The organism is Gemella sp. 27098_8_149, from assembly GCF_041433745.1.
GTDB lineage: Bacteria > Bacillota > Bacilli > Staphylococcales > Gemellaceae > Gemella.
In genome coordinates, this window is sequence record NZ_JAPWCB010000005.1 from 45,964 (window position 1) to 63,773 (window position 17,810).

Here is a 17,810-nt window from a genome sequence, read left to right on the forward strand (position 1 = left end):
AGCCTAATCTAACAGTATAATTTAAATTATACTCCACCTGATAATAAATACAAATTGAATTGTTATCTTCAACTTATTTTCCTAAACAAAGATACCTTTATCCCCATATCTTATAGAATTGGAAACAGTATTCTTCTCAAAAAAATACAACAATATTATTTATTAAGATTTTTTAATACTCAAAAAGATATTTCCTAGGAAATTAGCCACACTTTAATTTCACAAACTATAATAAAGTATGTTAAAATAAATACTAATTAAAAATATAGTTATGACGGAGGTAAAATGAAATATTTAACTAGTGAAGAAGTAACTAAAGCGAAAAAAAATATTAGTGAAATAAAACCTTATAAAACTACTAAAGAGATTATCTTTTCTAATATTTTTACTTTTTTCAATGCTATGAACTTAGTTTTGGCAGCATTTATAGCTACAACACTTAGATTTGAAAATATGTTGTTTTTAGGTGTAATTACTATAAATACTGCAATTGGTATCTTTCAAGAAGTTCGTTCGAAAAATGCCCTTGAAAATTTGAGTTTGCTAGGTAGAAGTAAATATCGAGTAAACCGTGATAATGAAACAATAAATATAGATTCTGAAGAAATCGTCCTTGGAGAATATCTACATTTAAATCTTGGTGATCAGGTTCCTGTTGATGCTGAAATCATTGAAGGTAGTATCGAGGTCGATGAATCACTATTAACTGGTGAAAGTGATAATATCTTTAAGACTGCTGGTGATAAAGTAATGAGTGGGAGTAACGTAGTTAGTGGTAGTTGCTTAGTAAGAGCTATTGCTGTCGGAGAGGATAGCTATATTAACAAGCTTGCTAAAAGTACTAAAGAATTCAAGAAATATCCATCTAAACTTCGTGACTATATGGATAAAATCTTAAAAGTTATATCTATTCTGTTAGTTCCTGTTGCAATTATGCTATACATGCGTGGTGCTAGTCTGGGACGTGGTTATGTGGAAATAGTTCTCCGTAGTGCTGGAGCTTTAGTAGGTATGATCCCAGAAGGGCTAATCCTTCTTGTCAGCGTCTCTCTTGCGGTTGCTGCGATGAAACTTGCTAAAAAGAAAGTTCTAGTTCAAGAATTATACTGCGTAGAGACTCTTGCTAGAGTAGATGTCCTTTGTTTTGATAAAACTGGAACTATCACTACAGGTAATATGAACGTTGTAGAAATTGATGATGAAGTTGCAGAAAAATTATCAAGTTACCTTGCATATTTCGATGATGAAAATGCAACATCTAGAGCCTTAAAGAATCATCTAACGTGTAAAAAACAATGGGATGTAGAAGAATTAGGTGCCTTTTCTAGTAAAAATAAATATTCATTTATAAAACTACAAAATGGTGGAACATATTTCTTCGGAGCATATGAATTTTTAGGATTCTCAGACGAAATGGATGGGTATTATGAGAATCTAAAAAAAGAGGGTTATCGAATTTTATCGCTAGCTTATACTGAAGATAGTACAAATGTTCCTACTAATATGAAACTCGTAGGACATGTCGTTCTATCAGATGAAATAAAAGAAAACACAAAAGAAACATTCAAATACTTTGAATCACAAGGTGTTGAAGTGAAAATAATCAGTGGAGATAACCATATAGCCGTATACGGTGTCGCTAAAAAAGCTGGTTTCAAAGAAGATGCTAAGGCTATCGATATGACTAAAGTGACTGATGAAGAGTTTGAAAAAACTGTTCTTGAAAATGATATTTTCGGACGTGTTACCCCTGAACAAAAACAAAAAATGGTAGCAGTACTGCAAAAATCTGGAAAGACTGTCGCTATGAGTGGTGACGGTGTTAACGATGTTCTTGCCTTGAAAAAAGCTGATATTAGTTTTGCTATGAATGGTGCTACTAGTGCCGCAAAAAGTGTATCAAACATTGTATTCTTAACGGATGATTTCGGAGTATTCTACGACATACTTATGGAAGGTCGTCGTGTTATTAATAACATTCAGAAGGTAGCTTCACTATTCCTAACAAAGACATTCTTCTCGATTGTCTTCTCAATACTTAGTGTAATCTTTGCCTTGGAGTTTGCATTTATACCGATTCAATTCACGATAATTTCAGCGATAACAATCGGTATCCCATCCTTCTTCCTAACTTTCGAAGCGAATAAGGAAAAAGTAAGCAATAACTTCATGAAGGACATACTGACAAATGCTGCGATTGGTGGTGGTATATTAGTAGCTACAGTACTACTGACAAACCTTGCTATCACAGACAATTCACAAGCCAAATTCATCTGTTTCCTTCTTGCGTTAATAAATGGATTATGCATGGTTGCGAAGGTCAGCTTACCTCTAAATAAATACAAGATTGCACTACTTTCTATGTTAAGTATCGCTGCAATTATAGGTGTAGGAGTTAATATATTTATCTTGAAAAATCACTTTACACCATTAGTATTTTCTCAAGTGATTTATATAATTATTCTCGCAATAGTGATTTCAACACTTCACTTCTTTACGAGAAGAAAAACAAGATAAAAAAATAAAAGATATCAGAAAGTTAATTAAATCTAGATTCGATTTTTATGTTTCTCTCTGATATCTTTTTATTTATTTTTTTAACGAGTATCTTCTATCTCTATTTTCTCCATGAGATTCCAGTAATTCATACTCAACAAATTTTGCAATATATCTTCTAACAGTTGGCTTAGACTTTTCGATTAGTTCACAAACTGTTGCTACCGTAATATATTTCTCATTTTTCAAATACTCTTTTATCTTTTCAAAAAAATATTGTTCTGCTTTAGACAATTCTTTTGTCTTATCATCAGACTCCTTATATGCCAGTAATGTTTCTAATATGACACCTAACATAAATTCAATGAACACTGTTGAATTATTGTTTCTATCTGCCTGTGCTAAAGCCTTATAATACTGTTGTTGATTTTCATATATTATTGTTTCGATAGGAATCCAACTAAACAAGGGATTCCAATTAGCTAATATAACATTTTGCCATAATCTTCCCATTCTTCCATTTCCATCTTCAAAGGGGTGAATCATCTCTATTTCATAGTGAAATACACAGCTCTTAACAAGTGCTGGAGTGTCATCTCTACCTCCCCATTCAAATAATTCACCCATTAAATCACCAATAAACTGAGGTCTTGCACCTAGATGAACCATATTCCCCTGTTCATCGAAAATCCCTACGTCTGAATTTCTATATTTTCCCGATTGTCCCACTATTTCTGTAGTTAATAATTTATGAGCAAGTAAAAAATCCTTCTCACTATAGGGGTCTAAATTCAATATCTTTTCATAAGCTTCATACGCATTCTTTACTTCTTTTATTTCTTTTGGATCTCCTAAGACTCTCTTCCCATCAATAATCGCTGTAATTTGTTCTATTGATAAACTATTATTTTCTATTGCTAAAGATGAGTGAATAGATTTTATTCTATTTTCTTTTCTTAAATGTAAGTTTTTCTTTGTTTCTATCTCAAGATTACCTAATACTTTAGAAATCTCTATAAGATAATTAAGAATAGTACTCGTAATGGTAAATGGTGGTTTCATAGCCTTCTCCTATCAATGTCTTATAATTATTATATCATAAATAAAAATTTATCGCTCATTTATCGCTCATTTATCGCTCACTTTTCAATGTAAACACCGATTAAATATTGCTATAATAGCACTTCAAAAGAGTATAACAAAACCCTAGACTTGGTCAATTCCAAATCTAGGGTTTATTTTTTTATTCTTCGTCAGAAGGTTTATTTTCTGGTTTTTCGTCTTCTAGGTCTTTTTCTTCAACCTTTTCAACTGTATCTTCCTCGTTTTCAGCCTCTTGTTGAGCTTTTTTCTCAGCTTCTTCTTTAGCCTTACGAGCTTCTTCTTCGTAGTATTTCTTATTAACTACTTTATCTAGTTGATCTGCTTCTCTTTCATCTAAGTCTTTTGGCATTTTTCCAAATTGGTAAAGAGCAACGATTTCTTTTCTATCGATTGTTTCAACTTCGATAAGTGTTTGTGCGATAAGTTCTAATTGATCTCTGTGAGTCTCGATAATGTGAAGAACTTTTGCATAACATTCGTTAATAATTTTACGAACTTCGTTATCGATTTCTTTCAGCATTTCTTCTGAATAGTTACCGATACTTGAAAGTTGACGACCACCATATGGATCGTGGAATGGGGCTTGCATTGGTCCTACAGCATCACTCATACCGTATTCTGTAACCATCGCACGAGCAATAGCTGTTACTCGTTCGAAGTCATTGTGAGCTCCTGTAGATACTTCGTTAAAGAAGATTTGCTCAGCAGCACGTCCACCAAGTAATCCACAGATTTTGTCGATTAAATCTGTACGAGTTTGGAAGTACTTTTCTTCTTCCGGAATCATAAGGTTATATCCACCAGCATCACCACGTGGGATAATAGTAACTTTTTGTACTTTATCAGCACTATCAAGTACCATACCTACGATTGCGTGACCTGCTTCGTGGTAAGCTACTAAACGTTTTTCTTTTGGAGTGTATACTCTACTACGTTTAGCTGGACCACCGATTACTCTGTCCATAGCTTCATCTAGATCTTCTTTATCGATACTAGATTTATTTTCACGAGCTGCTAATAATGCCGCTTCGTTAAGGATGTTAGCAAGATCAGCACCAGAGAATCCTGGAGTTTTTTCTGCTAATGAACGAAGGTCAACACCTTTAGCAAGTGGTTTGTTTTTAGCGTGTACTTTAAGAATAGCTTCACGACCTTTTACATCAGGTGTAGAAACTTTAATTTGTCTGTCGAAACGACCTGGTCTTCTAAGGGCGTTATCTAATACATCAGCACGGTTAGTAGCTGCAATTACGATAATACCTTTTTCACCATCAAATCCGTCCATTTCAACAAGAAGTTGGTTAAGAGTTTGTTCACGTTCGTCATTTCCTCCACCTACTCCGCTTCCACGTTTACGTCCTACAGCATCAATCTCATCGATGAAAATGATACATGGCGCATTTTTTTCAGCTTCTTTGAATAGGTCACGAACACGACTTGCCCCAACCCCTACGAACATCTCAACGAAATCAGATCCTGAGATTGAGAAAAATGGTACTTTTGCCTCACCAGCTACAGCACGAGCTAGTAAAGTTTTACCAGTCCCTGGAGGCCCCTCTAGTAGGACACCTTTAGGGATTCTAGCACCCATCTTAGTGAATTTACGGTGATCTTTTAAGAACTCAACCATTTCAGCAAGTTCTTGTTTTTCTTCATCAGCTCCAGCTACATCATCAAATGTAACTTTTGCTTCTCCACCATCGATTTTTTTAGCTTTAGATTTTTGGAAGCTCATTACTTTGCCTCCACCGCCACCTTGCATTTGTGTCATAAAGAAAACTAAAACACCCATAAACAAGATAAGTGGAATAATGTTACCTAAGAATGATAGAATTGCTCCAGTTTTTTCAGCTGGTTTATATTCTACTACACTTAATTTTCCATCTTTAGCTTTTTCATTAATTTGTTTTTGTACTTCAGAATCAGATGCTGCAACTACACTCTCGAAGTTCTTATTACCATCTGTGTAAGTACCTTTAACATTGTAGTTCTCATCTTTTCTTTGTAGACTTATTTCTTTAACCTTGTCATCTTTAATAGTCTGAACAAGTTTAGCATAGTCTATTTTTTCAGTTGTCCCAGGTAAATCTTGCTGCCAATATGCAAATAATCCGATCGCGATTACGATTAACGCAAGCATACCAAGGATAGGGTTTTGTCTTTTTTTATTATTCATATAGACATTCTTCCTCCTATCATTTTTCTAAACATAATTTATTTTACCATATGTAACTAAAGTTTGACTAATATTTTGACCTTTTTTGATTAAAATATTATTATGAATAAATCTCTTCTTTTAGAATACCGATATAAGGTAAGTTTCTATATCTTTCATCATAATCTAAACCAAATCCTACTAAGAATTCGTTTGGTGAAACAATACCGATATAATCTGCTTCAACATCAACTACACGAGTTTCTGGTTTATCTACTAATGAAGCACATGCTACAGAAGCAACATTTCTTCCTTTTAAGTTTTCAATAAGAGCTTTAAGAGTTCTTCCTGTGTCTACGATATCTTCAACGATAATTACGTGACGTCCTTCAATATCCATTCCACAATCTTTTTTGATTTTGATTACACCAGAAGATTCAGTTCCTCCGTGATAACTAGATACATCCATAAAGTCAGTAACTACATGAATATCAATGTGTTTCATAAGTTCTGCCATAAAAGGTAATGCACCTTTTAATGTACAAATTAGAACAGGACATTTATCTTTATAATCCTCTTCAATTTGTTTAGCAATTCTTTTACTAGCAACTACGATTTCCTCGTGTGTAAATAGAACTTTCTCGATATCTTTTAATAAATTTTCCACTGTTTTATCCTTTCGTGTTTATATAATAATCATATTTTTTGTTTTTGTTAACTTTAGTATTTATTCCTAAAACTCCTAAAATCCCATCTTTGTTGCGAATTACTGGAAGTTTGTCCCTAAGTTCCTTGGGAATCTTTTCATCGATAAAAAGACGTGAAAGTTTTTTGCTAACCTTACCTCTTTGAATTCTATCGCCATCCCTCTTAGTCGTAACTATTAAAGGCAAATCTTCTTCATTAAATCCAACCTCAGATGAGTTGTTAGTTGTCGTTATTAGAAAATTACTCTGATGAAATGTATAAACTTTATTAATATCCACTTCATCTATTATTAATTCTATCTTATCATTATACCATTTTTTTTCGATTTTATGAATATAAATACTATTATATTCGCTAATAATTTTTAAATTATTTTTCAAATCATAACTTTTATTGTTATTTCCACTTTTTAAGTCATCTATTATTGTAAAAAGAGCCCTTTGTTTTACATCAAAAATACCGAAATTATTTGCTAATATGTCTCTTAGCAAGAAATAAATTTCTTCTTTTGTATTTTTTAATAATTTTTCTTTGTTTAATGCGAACTTACCTTCTATTTCAGAAATCACATAGTCAGCTTTGTTTTCTAATACTTTATTTTTTAACTCAGCATTAATATTTTGATAATAACTAGAAAAATTGATTAAATTATCAAAACTCGCAGCATTTACATCATTCAACAATGGTACAATATTGTGCCTTATATTATTTCTTGTATAATCAGTATCGAAGTTTGTTGAATCTACATAATATTTTAAGTCATTTTTATCTGCATATTGCTCAAGATCTGATTTTAATACATTTAATAATGGACGATAAACCGCTAGCTTCCCAATAGTCTTCTTCTCTTCTATCATCAAGTTATAATCCATACTGCGTCCACTAAGGAGCCTCATAAGGATATTCTCTACCTGATCATTTTTGTGATGAGCAGTTATTAACTTCACACCACCTTCTAATGAAGACATCTCCTCGAAAGCTTCATAACGTAGTTTTCTTGCGAGCATTTCCTCTGATGTATGGCTATCTCTTATCAGCTCATTCATGTTCAGCTCTTTTTTGTAAAACTTAACATTATAGTTTTTGACAAAATTCTCTACGAACTCGGCTTCTTCATAAGACTGCTCTCTTAGACCATGATTTATGTGAAACGCCACTAATTCTTTATAACTCTCTTTGTACTTTGTAACAAGTAGATGAAATAAAGCTATAGAATCCACGCCTCCAGATAGACCTAGTGCTATTTTATCAGTTTTTTGCCATAAAATATTAATGTCCATCTAGATAACCTCTCTCTTGAAGACCTTTCTTAATTTTTTCGAACTTATCTTCAGCTTGCTTTGTCGTCGCAATTATGTCTTCTAGTAATCCTTCTGGTGCTGGTGGAATTTCTTTTTTCTCTTCTTTCTCCTCAGATAGCTCGGTAATATTACTCTTCTTACCTTTTCCTACAGAAATCTTCATATTCCCTATGAATTGAAGTTTTTTCAAATCTTTTAGAGTTTTTGTCTCCTGTTTAGGTTCCTGGTTTTCTTCCTTCACTTCTTGTTTTTTCTGAACTTCAGGTTGTTCTTTAGCTTCTTTTTTTATTGGAGATTTCGGTTTATTTTTCTTTTTATTCTGTTTTTCTTTAGAGTTTTTCTCTACTTTTTTCTTCTCACCTTCAGCTTGCTTCAACTCTTTTTGTGTTAAAATCACTAAAGAATCCTTTGTACCTTTCTCCTCAGCTTTAATAACAAAACCAACAGAGAAAATCTCCTCTAGTTTCTTCTTTTTACCTATAAACATATTTTCCTTCGGTAAAAATGCATCTTTGCCATTTTCTAGTTTGATATATAATCCTTTGCTTTCAACTTTTGTTACCTTACCTGCAACTTTACTCATTTAATCACCTCACTACCAATTTAGATGTAAACTATGTAATCTTAATAGTTTAAACCTCTTAAATCATTCCTATTTATTTCACTTAAATATTATACCACACTATATTCTTCTATTGAAATAGCAAAGACAATCCGAGGTAATAATATACCTACAACCTAATCCCGATAACTAAAAAACACCAACTTCAAAAAGTTATTCTTCCTGAAATCAGCGCTCAATTATTAAATCTTCTTCTACAATAATGTTATGTTAACTATCTTTAGTAAAAAAACACTACTAACCTTTATTATACCATAAAAATAAACAATTTATCAGTCTTTAATTTTTAAAATTTTTATGTTATGTTAAAGATACTAAAGGTGTATGTTTCATATCATATATACTTATTTCATAGTAAATACGCAATACGCGATTTCAGGGAGGTTACTATGTTAAATGAAGAAAAAATTAAAAAAATCAAAAAAAGATATCTTATATTTATAGTATTCTATGTTTTATTTGGTATCGCACTATCATCAATATTACATAGAGAACTTAGTTCAGATTTCAAACAAAAATACAAAATCATATTATTTGTGATTGAAGTTTTTTTTATGAATTTACCTATGTTGTTAGCTTTGATTATAAATAACTATATAGCTAAAAGAACTAAAACCGTAGAAAAATAAGAAATTACACTCTCTAAAACTAGCTATACTAAAGTTCCCTTGTGTAGCTAGAAAGAGCGACTCAAAAATAATTTTGAATCGCTCTTCTTTTTTTATCCGTTATAACAATTTATTATCTCAAATAACTTGCTACGAATTTCTTCATTTGTTGAATGTCCTAGCATTGATTTCAACTCTATTAGTTTTTTGTCTAGTTCTTCTACATCAATGTCTAAGGTTGTATTTTTATAAATCATTTTGTTATCAGTCTTTTCACTACTTTCGTAATCAAGAGATAACTCTTCATACATTTTCTCACCAGGTCTTAAACCAATCTCTTCGATATCTATATCTTTATACGGTTCTAATCCTGATAGTTTAATTAAGTTTGTCGCAAGATCTATAATCTTCACAGGTTCCCCCATGTCTAATAAGAATATTTCTCCTTCACTTGCATAATATCCTGCTTGTAGTACTAATTGCGCCGCTTCTGGAATCGTCATAAAGTAACGAATAATATTTCTATGTGTAATTGTGATAGGTCCACCTTTTTTAATCTGTTCTTTAAAGATAGGAATTACAGAACCATTTGAACCTAATACATTACCAAATCTAACTGCAGCAAATTTCGTTTTGTACTTATTACCTTTTGATTGTAAGATAATCTCTGTTAGACGTTTTGAAGCACCCATCGCATTAGTTGGATTTACCGCCTTATCAGTAGAAATCATAATAAATCTTTCTACTTCTTTTTCAATAGCTACATCCATAACATTTTTCGTTCCGAAAACATTATTTTTTATAGCTTCTTGTGGACGACGTTCCATTAATGGTACGTGTTTATGAGCTGCAGCATGGAATACAACGTTCGGTTTATACTTATCAAACACCTCAGCTAAAGCATCTTTCTCACGAATACTTACTATTTCAGAGATATAGCTTATATCATCATAGTCCCTACTGTGTGACTTTTCAAAATCTAAATCACGCTCTAGCATGTATAAGGCATTCTCGTTAACATCTACTAAAACAAGTTGACTAGGTTTGAATTTGAATATTTCTCTTACAATCTGGCTTCCAATCGAACCACCAGCACCAGTAACAAGGATACTCTTTCCTTTAATGTAAGAACGAATCTCCCCTTGAGAAAGTTTCACTTCTCCACGTCCTAATAAGTCTTCGATTGATACATCTTTCAAGTGTTTAGAAATACTCTCCCCGTCTTCTACAGCAATTCCAGAGCTCATTACCTTAACACTAACATTGGCTTCTTTCAGAACATTTAATATTCTATTTTTATTATAAGCACTAATCGAAGGAATCGCCAAGAATACTTGCTCTACTTCATATTTCGGAATAAGTTTTAGTATTTCATAAGTCGTACCAACTACTGTAACTCCACTGATTACAGAATTTTTTCGATTATCATCTATAAGTCCAACTACATTAGCACGGAAAATATTATTTTTAGATAATTCTTTTAATAATATGTATCCCGCATCCCCTGCACCAATAATAAATGTATTTTTATAAGTGCTAGCTCCATACTTACCAGCTTCTCTTTCACGTAAGGCACGATATAACATTCTTGTAAACATCATACCCGCTATTATTAATAAAGGTGAAAAGATAGCAAATCTGACATTTGAGAATGTATCAGGTAACATATACTGATACAGAATACTCGTAATCAAATCCCCTAGAACTACTGAGATACAAATATTTACTATCTCATTAACACCCAAGTATGACCATAATGATTTATTAGTACCAAATAAATAAAAACTAATTGCATATACAATAAGTGAAATCACTAAAAATTCTAATATCTCAGAATGATGGCCATTGAGCATCGCAAATGGATCCGATGCCTTACCTAAAAATATCGATGCTACTACACCTAATGCAACAGTCAATAAGTCTAGCAACATAATAAGTTTAAATCTATGATTTATATATATTTTTGATGAAAATAGTCTATCCATAACATCTCCTACAAATTTACCAAAGAGCATTAGGGTCGACTAAACCCAAATTCTAAGTAATCACAATAGTTTATCCACATCTAAACATCTAATAAAGATGTTTGTGACAATCAATAAACTATGTGGGGAACAACTCGAAAAAAATTTTTTCGAGTCGCTCCCTCTGCTCTTCTACATATTTTAAAACAATCTATAACCAAAGTAACATGTTGCAGCAATAATAATACATAATATTAAAATGCTGATTTTTCTAGTCTCCTTGATTACTTTTATCTCTACTATTTTTTGAACTATTAATATAGTTATAGCTACGAAAATCGCAGTAGTTTTAACCCTTTGATTTTCTATAAACATCGTCGCAATTATTATAGCTAAACTAAAAACTGTAATAAGCATATTAACAGCCATAAATATTAATTTTTTATCCGCCATATTTATTTTTTCCTTATCTTGATTGTTACTTTAACAATCGGTGTATCCGTCGCAATTCGAATGTTTTCTTTAGGATAAATCTTCAAATTACTTCGTTCTTCTGTTTCTTCTTTAACATCACTTAAATCGACATCAACGAACATCTCTGATACTCTAGCCAATGCAGCTTCATCTTCTGCCCTAATAGCTACTTTCGAAACATCAGCAGTCGCACTAATCAACTCAAATCCTGAAGGAAGACTACCTATAGTATTCACTTCTAGTGGAACTTCTTTTTCTATATTTTTAAGCTCTATATTCATAACTGTTGAATTTGGTTCTATTTGAATATCTTCGATTTTATTATAGTCACTATCGTAAGCCACTAGTTTTGCTTCTTCTCTAGTATTTCTATTAAGTTTCGTACGAGTATCACTCTCAGCACGAACCTCGTTTATTCTATTAAGACTCTCTATCGCACCAGAAATCTTAACAGTTTCATTTGTCACACTAAGATTATCTACTTCATATCCAATCAATAGACGTTCTTTCTTAACTACCGGTGTAACTTTAAATTCTTTTGTTGCTTTTTCTCTAATAGATATCGTTATAATAGAGGGTTCTGCGGTACCATCAACACCTTTTTCTAAACCATCTATCTCAATTCTAACCTTTTGATCATCACCTATTTGAGCATTTCTAAGATTCAACTTTGCCTTAAAGTTTTTAGCAACACTTTCTTTCTGAACTTTCGTTTTAGTTCCAGATAATTTCACAGATACGGTATTAGGAATACCTACTACATAAAGCTTATCTCTATCATAATCAACATCCAATGGTACATCACTTACCCAAGCTGTTGTATTATCACTAGTGTTATCTCCAAGAACCGAAAGGTTTTTAAAATTCTCATTCACCGATAAGAACAATAGTATCGCTATTAAAAATGATATTAACTTTAACTTATTATTTTCTTTTAGTTTCATAATATCACCTCTTATTTAATTATTTTTTCTTGTTGTTTCCAATTTTTCGTCAAGTAGTCCGTTAACTCGTCCGTTGTGTAATCTGAAGTTAAGATTCCATTTTGACAAACACTAATCTTCCCTGTTTCTTCAGATACAGCGATTATTATAGCATCTGTCACTTCAGATAATCCTAGAGCCGCACGGTGTCTTGTTCCATAACTACTAGCTATCGATCTATTATCCGAAAGAGGAAGTACACAACTTGCAGCGCGAATCTTATTCTCATCGATTATCATAGCACCATCATGCAAAGGTGTATTTGGAATAAAAATATTAATTATAAGTTCATTTGTCACCTCGGCATTGACCGTAATACCACTTTCAACGTATTCGTCAAGACCTGTATTATTTTCTAGTACGATAAGTGCACCTATTCTTCGTCGTGCCATATGTCTAGATGAATCAACAACAGCTTTTATTATATGTTCGGTCGAATCTTTTTCAACATCTTTATAATTAATATTGAAGATATTAGACAGCTGTACCCTTCCTATATATTCAAGAGCTCGTCTCAATTCTGGTTGGAATATAATCATTATTCCCAATACTCCCCAAGTTACTGCTTGTTCAAATATATATGTCATCGTTCTAAAACCGATGAAGTTAAAGAATATTTTTAATCCTATGACGATTAATATACCTTTAACAAGTTGCATACCACGAGTACCTTTTAATAAACTCAATAGTTTATAAACTAAGAACCAAACTAATAATATATCCAATAAATGAATAATTAATGTCAGTGTACTTACCCCTGATAAGTATTCAGCTATCATAAATATTCTCCTTCCTTTAATTAATAATATCGTTATTACACATAATACTCCTATAGTTATACGTATAACAATCCACACTTAATTATATCATAAAATGCAAGCGTTGTGCTATTTTTTATGGAAGAAAGAAGAAGATATTTTACAATTAATACATGTAAAATATCTTCAATATAATTTTTTATAATTTTAGATTTTAGTTACACCTCACTAAATAGTAGGTTATAACCTTTGTAGTCTTAGGTTTTTCACTTATAAACTATTATTAATTAACTAGTCAACCTTACTTACATATACAAAATCTGTAGGTGGTACAGTACCTTTTCCTGTATCTGGTTGTCCTGCAGTTATCAAGATAAGATCACCAACTTCCGCTAATCCAACTTTTTTAGAATATGAAGAAGCGTTACTTAGCATCTCTTCCATGCTTAACATCTTAGGTTCAATATACGGTACTATTCCTCTAGTAATAACTAACTTTCTAGCACTTTCTCTATCAGGTAAAACGGCTAGCACAGGTACATTTGGGCGATATCTCGCAATGAAACGAGCTGTTGTTCCTGATTTCGTGTAAGTTACAATACTTTTTACATCGACTGCTTCTAAAAGATGTTTTGTCGTCATAGAGACAGCGTGTGAGATACTCATTTTATATCCTTCCACTTCGAATCTTTCAGCATCAACAGCATTATTTTTTTCAACAGTTCTTATAATTCTATCTACTGTTTCTAACGCTTCACATGGATAATCACCAATCGCAGTCTCCTCTGTTAACATTACAGCATCAACACCATCAAAAATTGCGTTCGCAACATCAGATACTTCGGCTCTAGTCGGTCTTGGATTGTAAACCATAGAATATAACATTTGAGTAGTTAAGATAACGACTTTCGCAGCTTCATTAGCTCTTCTTACTATTTCCTTTTGAATTCCAGGTAGATCTTCATATGAAATATCTACACCAAGTTCATCACGATTAATCATAATCGCATCCGCAATTTCTAGTATTCCATCAAGATTGTCATAACCATCTTTACAATCTATCTTAACAATAATCCCTATATTTTTTCCATGAGACTTAATAAGCTCTTTCACCTTCGTAATCTCTTCTAGGTTCCCAACAAAAGGACACGCAACAAAATCTACATCATTTATGCAGGCAAAATTTACATTCTCCTCATCTATTCTTATAAGTTTATACTTATTTTTTGCATAAATATGATCCACATCATAAATTATAGCTAAGTCTCTTTCCACTTCTTCTCTTAGAGATTTAACCTTCTCTATTCTTTCAACATTTTGTTCATTATTCCCATAATAAGAATCTATCAATACAGCATCCGCTGCACCTCCCACTATTTTTCGTAATACTTTATCTGTAGCATCACCTAAAGTAGCTATTATTTTAGAATTTCTAATCATAATCATATACCTATCCATATTTTAATTTTCATTTTTATTATAGCACAGCAAATTGTAACATGCCACATCCTAAAAATTATAACAGATTTTCACGGTATTTATTAATATAATAAATATTTTTACTAAAGAGCAATAGTTTAGTTATATTAAAATTCTATAATTACAATAACTTTATTTTCAAATTCCATTTCAAATTATTATAAATTAAAAAAATATAACTATATATATCGTTTTCACCGAGAAATTTAGTCAACTAAATAAAAGAAAAATCCTTACCTATTTTGTAAGGTTTTTTCTTACATTTTAGCCTACATTTGTAGCTGTTTTCAGATGAAAATTATGAAAAATATTTACAAAGTTTATTTTCATAAAAATGCTGTATTTTACTAGAATACAAACATCTATAAATTATGTTCTAAGAAAAAAATAATATTACCTAATATTTAAAAAACTATTGACAACCTCCACTCTGTAGTATATAATTTTACATGCTGATATAACACATAGTTTTCAGTTATTAAAATTTATATATAAAATAATTTTAGGAGGAACATATTTTATGTTATCATTTTTAAAGCCTAAAGCTAAATCATACACAGTTCCTGCCGATAAAGTTATGCCAACATATAAGAAATTAAGATTTATTTCTTTCCTTGGGGTATTCCTTGGATATATGGCATTCTACATTGTTAGAAATAACATCAGTTTATCGAGTAGTGACCTTAAAGCATCTTTAGGAATTTCTAAAACTCAAATGGGTGCAATCATGAGTTACATGTTACTTGCATACGGATTAAGTAAAGGATTTATGAGTAGTTTATCGGATAAAGCAGATCCTAAAAAATATATGGCTCTTGGTCTTTTCCTTTGTGCAACTGTAAACTTAGCACTTGGAGTTAGTCACTCTGTATTCTTAGTATCAATCTTAGTTATTTTACTAGGACTTTTCCAAGGTATGGGAGTTGGGCCAGCATTCATCACACTTGCAAGCTGGTACCCTAAAAAAGAACGTGGTCGTATGACTGCTCTTTGGAACATTTCTCACAACGTTGGTGGAGGAATCGTAGCAAGTGTTGTTACTTTAGGATTCTTCATCTTTGGTAAAGAACACTGGAAATTAGCATACTATGTATTCCCAGCGATTATCGCTATTATCTTCGTTGTCATCATCCTTGCTTTAGTTAAAGGAAAACCAGAAAACGAAGGTCTACCAACTATGGAAGAAATCACTGGTGAAACACAAAAAGTAGAAGTAAAACACGTACCAGAAGAAGCTGCAAACTTAAGTGCAAGACAAATCTTCGTAAACTACGTATTAAAAAACAAACACGCTTGGTATGTATCTCTAGTTGATACATTCGTATACTTAATCCGTTTCGGATTAATCTCTTGGCTTCCAATTTACTTATTAGAAACTAAAGGATTCACAAAAGGACAAATGGGTATCGCCTTTACATTATTCGAGTGGGCTGCTATTCCATCAACACTTCTTGCTGGATACCTGTCTGATAAAGTATTCAAAGGTTACCGTATGCCTCCAGCAATCGGTGCAATGGTTATCATTTTCTTCTGTCTAATCGGATATTGGGAAAGTACTTCTCTAGTATGGGTAATCGTATTTGCCAGCCTTTCTGGATGTCTAATCTACGTACCACAATTCTTAGCATCAGTTCAAACTATGGAAGTTGTTCCATCATTTGCTGTTGGTAACGCAGTTGGTCTAAGAGGATTCATGAGTTATATCGTGGGTGCTTCATTCGGTACTTGGTTCATCGGATTCGTTGTTGACCGTGTAGGATGGTCTGGAGGGCTTTACGTACTTCTAGCATCTGCAGTTCTTTGTATCGTATTCGCAGTACTAAGTCACCGCGGAGCTAAAGAATTAGCACACAAATAATTAACAATTGAAAACATCAAAAAGCACTGAACAAATCGTTCAGTGCTTTTTCTTCTAGCTATGTTAATATCCTTACTTACGTATTATATAGTTTTCGATATTATAATCTTGTGGATCTAATTCTATATCATTACCTAAAATAATATTCGCTATACTATAGCCAATTATCGGACCTGTAGTTAACCCTGAAGAACCAAGACCGCTAATCGCATAGACATTTTCCAATGTTGGAACTTCACCAAAGAATGGAGAATAATCACTAGTATAAGCCCTGATTCCAACACGTTCATTTATTATTTGTGCATTTTTCAATTCACCTAAGAAGTTCTCCGCTTCTTCACCAAAAGCATCAAGTTGCTGTTTATCAACAGTTAAATCAAATCCCATATCATTTTCGTGTGTCGCTCCAACACTAACAACACCTTTTTCAAATGGAATAATATCCAATTCACCCTCAGGCATAATAACTGGATAAGATCCTGTATTTTCATCAGAAACTTTATAATCCCTTAGTTGACCTTTTTGCGGACGAACATCAACTTCAAATCCAAGAGGCGCTAGTATATCTTTTAACCACGCACCAGTCGCAAGCACGACTACATCAAAAACCTGTCCATTAATCTCGTATTTATCCCCCACAACCTTTAGACTAACTTTCTCTTTAACAACATTAGCTTTCGAGGCATTAAGTAAAGTATTAACGAATCTCTCTCCTTCTACTCGTCCTCCACCACTCGCATACAATACGTCTCCATTGTTATCAAAGCTAGGAATAACCTTTTGTACCTCTTCTTTTGAGATTATCTCTAAATCTCCTATCATCGGTGATAATTCTTTACGACTTTCAGCAAGTTCTTTTAACTCAGGTAGCTTATCTTCATTTTTTTTCAATAAATACACTCCACATTGTGAATAAAAGTCAGTATTGTAGCCATCATCTTCTAAATCTTTAACTAATTTCAAATAAAAATCAGCACCTAGTCTAGCCATCTTATACCAAGGTTTATTACGTCTTTTAGAAAACCACGGACTTATAATCCCAGCCGAAGCTTTTGTAGCTTGACCTACACCATAATCAAAAACTACTATTTCATTTTTTTGTTCTTTTGACAAATAATAAGCACATGTAGCTCCTACTATTCCCCCACCTACTACTGCTATTTTCATAAGATACCTCGCTTTTTTTAATAAATCTACTAATTAAAATTATAACCTAAAAAATTTGTAGAGTAAACTTTAACTTTAACCAATATTTCTCAAATCAACTTATATTAACGCTGTGGAAACTTTACTTCTATAT

14 protein-coding genes are annotated in these 17,810 nt (G+C 32.3%); 3 read left to right on the forward strand and 11 right to left on the reverse strand.

The genetic code is table 11. From position 1 onward, the window contains the following. Positions 1–285: 285 nt before the first annotated feature. Complete coding sequence (locus tag O3801_RS03695) at positions 286–2,517, forward strand: HAD-IC family P-type ATPase (protein WP_371454085.1); 2,232 nt, start codon at positions 286–288, stop codon at positions 2,515–2,517. Between the two features lie 72 nt (positions 2,518–2,589). On the opposite strand, the gene O3801_RS03700 is transcribed toward O3801_RS03695, so the two are convergent. The 5 genes from O3801_RS03700 to O3801_RS03720 all read right to left on the reverse strand — a co-directional run bounded on the left by O3801_RS03700 (position 2,590) and on the right by O3801_RS03720 (position 8,347). Then, on the reverse strand, positions 2,590–3,558 hold the full coding sequence (locus tag O3801_RS03700) for a Fic family protein (RefSeq protein WP_371454086.1): 969 nt from the start codon (positions 3,556–3,558) through the stop codon (positions 2,590–2,592). A gap of 181 nt (positions 3,559–3,739) precedes the next feature. Next, positions 3,740–5,776, reverse strand: a complete 2,037-nt coding sequence (gene ftsH, locus O3801_RS03705) for an ATP-dependent zinc metalloprotease FtsH (protein ID WP_371454087.1) — start codon at positions 5,774–5,776, stop codon at positions 3,740–3,742. Positions 5,777–5,876: 100 nt separating this feature from the next. Next, positions 5,877–6,422 (reverse strand): hypoxanthine phosphoribosyltransferase, encoded by a 546-nt coding sequence (hpt, locus tag O3801_RS03710; protein WP_294683173.1) that lies wholly within the window; start codon positions 6,420–6,422, stop codon positions 5,877–5,879. A 4-nt stretch (positions 6,423–6,426) separates the two neighbouring features. Next, on the reverse strand, positions 6,427–7,743 hold the full coding sequence (gene tilS, locus O3801_RS03715; protein WP_371454088.1) for a tRNA lysidine(34) synthetase TilS: 1,317 nt from the start codon (positions 7,741–7,743) through the stop codon (positions 6,427–6,429). After that, complete coding sequence (locus O3801_RS03720) at positions 7,733–8,347, reverse strand: S1 RNA-binding domain-containing protein (protein ID WP_371454089.1); 615 nt, start codon at positions 8,345–8,347, stop codon at positions 7,733–7,735. The genes tilS and O3801_RS03720 overlap by 11 nt, the downstream gene beginning before the upstream one ends. 428 nt (positions 8,348–8,775) lie before the next feature. Between O3801_RS03720 and O3801_RS03725 the strand changes: the two genes are divergently transcribed. Beyond that, the gene (locus O3801_RS03725; protein WP_371454090.1) at positions 8,776–9,015 is read left to right on the forward strand and encodes a hypothetical protein; all 240 of its coding nucleotides are present in this window, start codon (positions 8,776–8,778) and stop codon (positions 9,013–9,015) included. Between the two features lie 92 nt (positions 9,016–9,107). On the opposite strand, the gene O3801_RS03730 is transcribed toward O3801_RS03725, so the two are convergent. From O3801_RS03730 to O3801_RS03750, 5 genes are all read right to left on the reverse strand, one after another. Then, positions 9,108–10,979 (reverse strand): polysaccharide biosynthesis protein, encoded by a 1,872-nt coding sequence (locus O3801_RS03730; RefSeq protein WP_371454091.1) that lies wholly within the window; start codon positions 10,977–10,979, stop codon positions 9,108–9,110. 180 nt (positions 10,980–11,159) lie between these two features. Continuing rightward, positions 11,160–11,411: a hypothetical protein gene (locus O3801_RS03735; protein WP_294683167.1), complete on the reverse strand. Its 252-nt coding sequence runs from the start codon at positions 11,409–11,411 to the stop codon at positions 11,160–11,162. 2 nt (positions 11,412–11,413) lie between these two features. Further along, a complete protein-coding gene (locus O3801_RS03740) occupies positions 11,414–12,376 on the reverse strand; it encodes a CdaR family protein (RefSeq protein WP_294683166.1) in 963 nt (320 codons plus the stop codon). Between the two features lie 11 nt (positions 12,377–12,387). Further along, positions 12,388–13,194 (reverse strand): diadenylate cyclase CdaA, encoded by an 807-nt coding sequence (cdaA, locus tag O3801_RS03745; RefSeq protein WP_294683165.1) that lies wholly within the window; start codon positions 13,192–13,194, stop codon positions 12,388–12,390. A 270-nt stretch (positions 13,195–13,464) separates the two neighbouring features. Beyond that, positions 13,465–14,631 (reverse strand): pyruvate kinase, encoded by a 1,167-nt coding sequence (locus tag O3801_RS03750; RefSeq protein ID WP_371454094.1) that lies wholly within the window; start codon positions 14,629–14,631, stop codon positions 13,465–13,467. Between the two features lie 541 nt (positions 14,632–15,172). Here O3801_RS03750 and O3801_RS03755 point away from each other — a divergent pair. Beyond that, on the forward strand, positions 15,173–16,510 hold the full coding sequence (locus O3801_RS03755) for an MFS transporter (RefSeq protein WP_294683163.1): 1,338 nt from the start codon (positions 15,173–15,175) through the stop codon (positions 16,508–16,510). Positions 16,511–16,582: 72 nt separating this feature from the next. On the opposite strand, the gene O3801_RS03760 is transcribed toward O3801_RS03755, so the two are convergent. Further along, the gene (locus O3801_RS03760; protein WP_294683162.1) at positions 16,583–17,677 is read right to left on the reverse strand and encodes an NAD(P)/FAD-dependent oxidoreductase; all 1,095 of its coding nucleotides are present in this window, start codon (positions 17,675–17,677) and stop codon (positions 16,583–16,585) included. Between the last annotated feature and the right edge of the window lie 133 nt (positions 17,678–17,810).

Coding starts and splice junctions, on each gene's coding strand:
- O3801_RS03695 (WP_371454085.1), top strand. CDS start 286: ATGAAATATTTAACTAGTGAAGAAGTAACTAAAGCGAAAAAAAATATT.
- O3801_RS03700 (WP_371454086.1), bottom strand. CDS start 3,558: ATGAAACCACCATTTACCATTACGAGTACTATTCTTAATTATCTTATA.
- ftsH (WP_371454087.1), bottom strand. CDS start 5,776: ATGAATAATAAAAAAAGACAAAACCCTATCCTTGGTATGCTTGCGTTA.
- tilS (WP_371454088.1), bottom strand. CDS start 7,743: ATGGACATTAATATTTTATGGCAAAAAACTGATAAAATAGCACTAGGT.
- O3801_RS03720 (WP_371454089.1), bottom strand. CDS start 8,347: ATGAGTAAAGTTGCAGGTAAGGTAACAAAAGTTGAAAGCAAAGGATTA.
- O3801_RS03725 (WP_371454090.1), top strand. CDS start 8,776: ATGTTAAATGAAGAAAAAATTAAAAAAATCAAAAAAAGATATCTTATA.
- O3801_RS03730 (WP_371454091.1), bottom strand. CDS start 10,979: ATGGATAGACTATTTTCATCAAAAATATATATAAATCATAGATTTAAA.
- O3801_RS03735 (WP_294683167.1), bottom strand. CDS start 11,411: ATGGCGGATAAAAAATTAATATTTATGGCTGTTAATATGCTTATTACA.
- O3801_RS03740 (WP_294683166.1), bottom strand. CDS start 12,376: ATGAAACTAAAAGAAAATAATAAGTTAAAGTTAATATCATTTTTAATA.
- cdaA (WP_294683165.1), bottom strand. CDS start 13,194: ATGATAGCTGAATACTTATCAGGGGTAAGTACACTGACATTAATTATT.
- O3801_RS03750 (WP_371454094.1), bottom strand. CDS start 14,631: ATGGATAGGTATATGATTATGATTAGAAATTCTAAAATAATAGCTACT.
- O3801_RS03755 (WP_294683163.1), top strand. CDS start 15,173: ATGTTATCATTTTTAAAGCCTAAAGCTAAATCATACACAGTTCCTGCC.
- O3801_RS03760 (WP_294683162.1), bottom strand. CDS start 17,677: ATGAAAATAGCAGTAGTAGGTGGGGGAATAGTAGGAGCTACATGTGCT.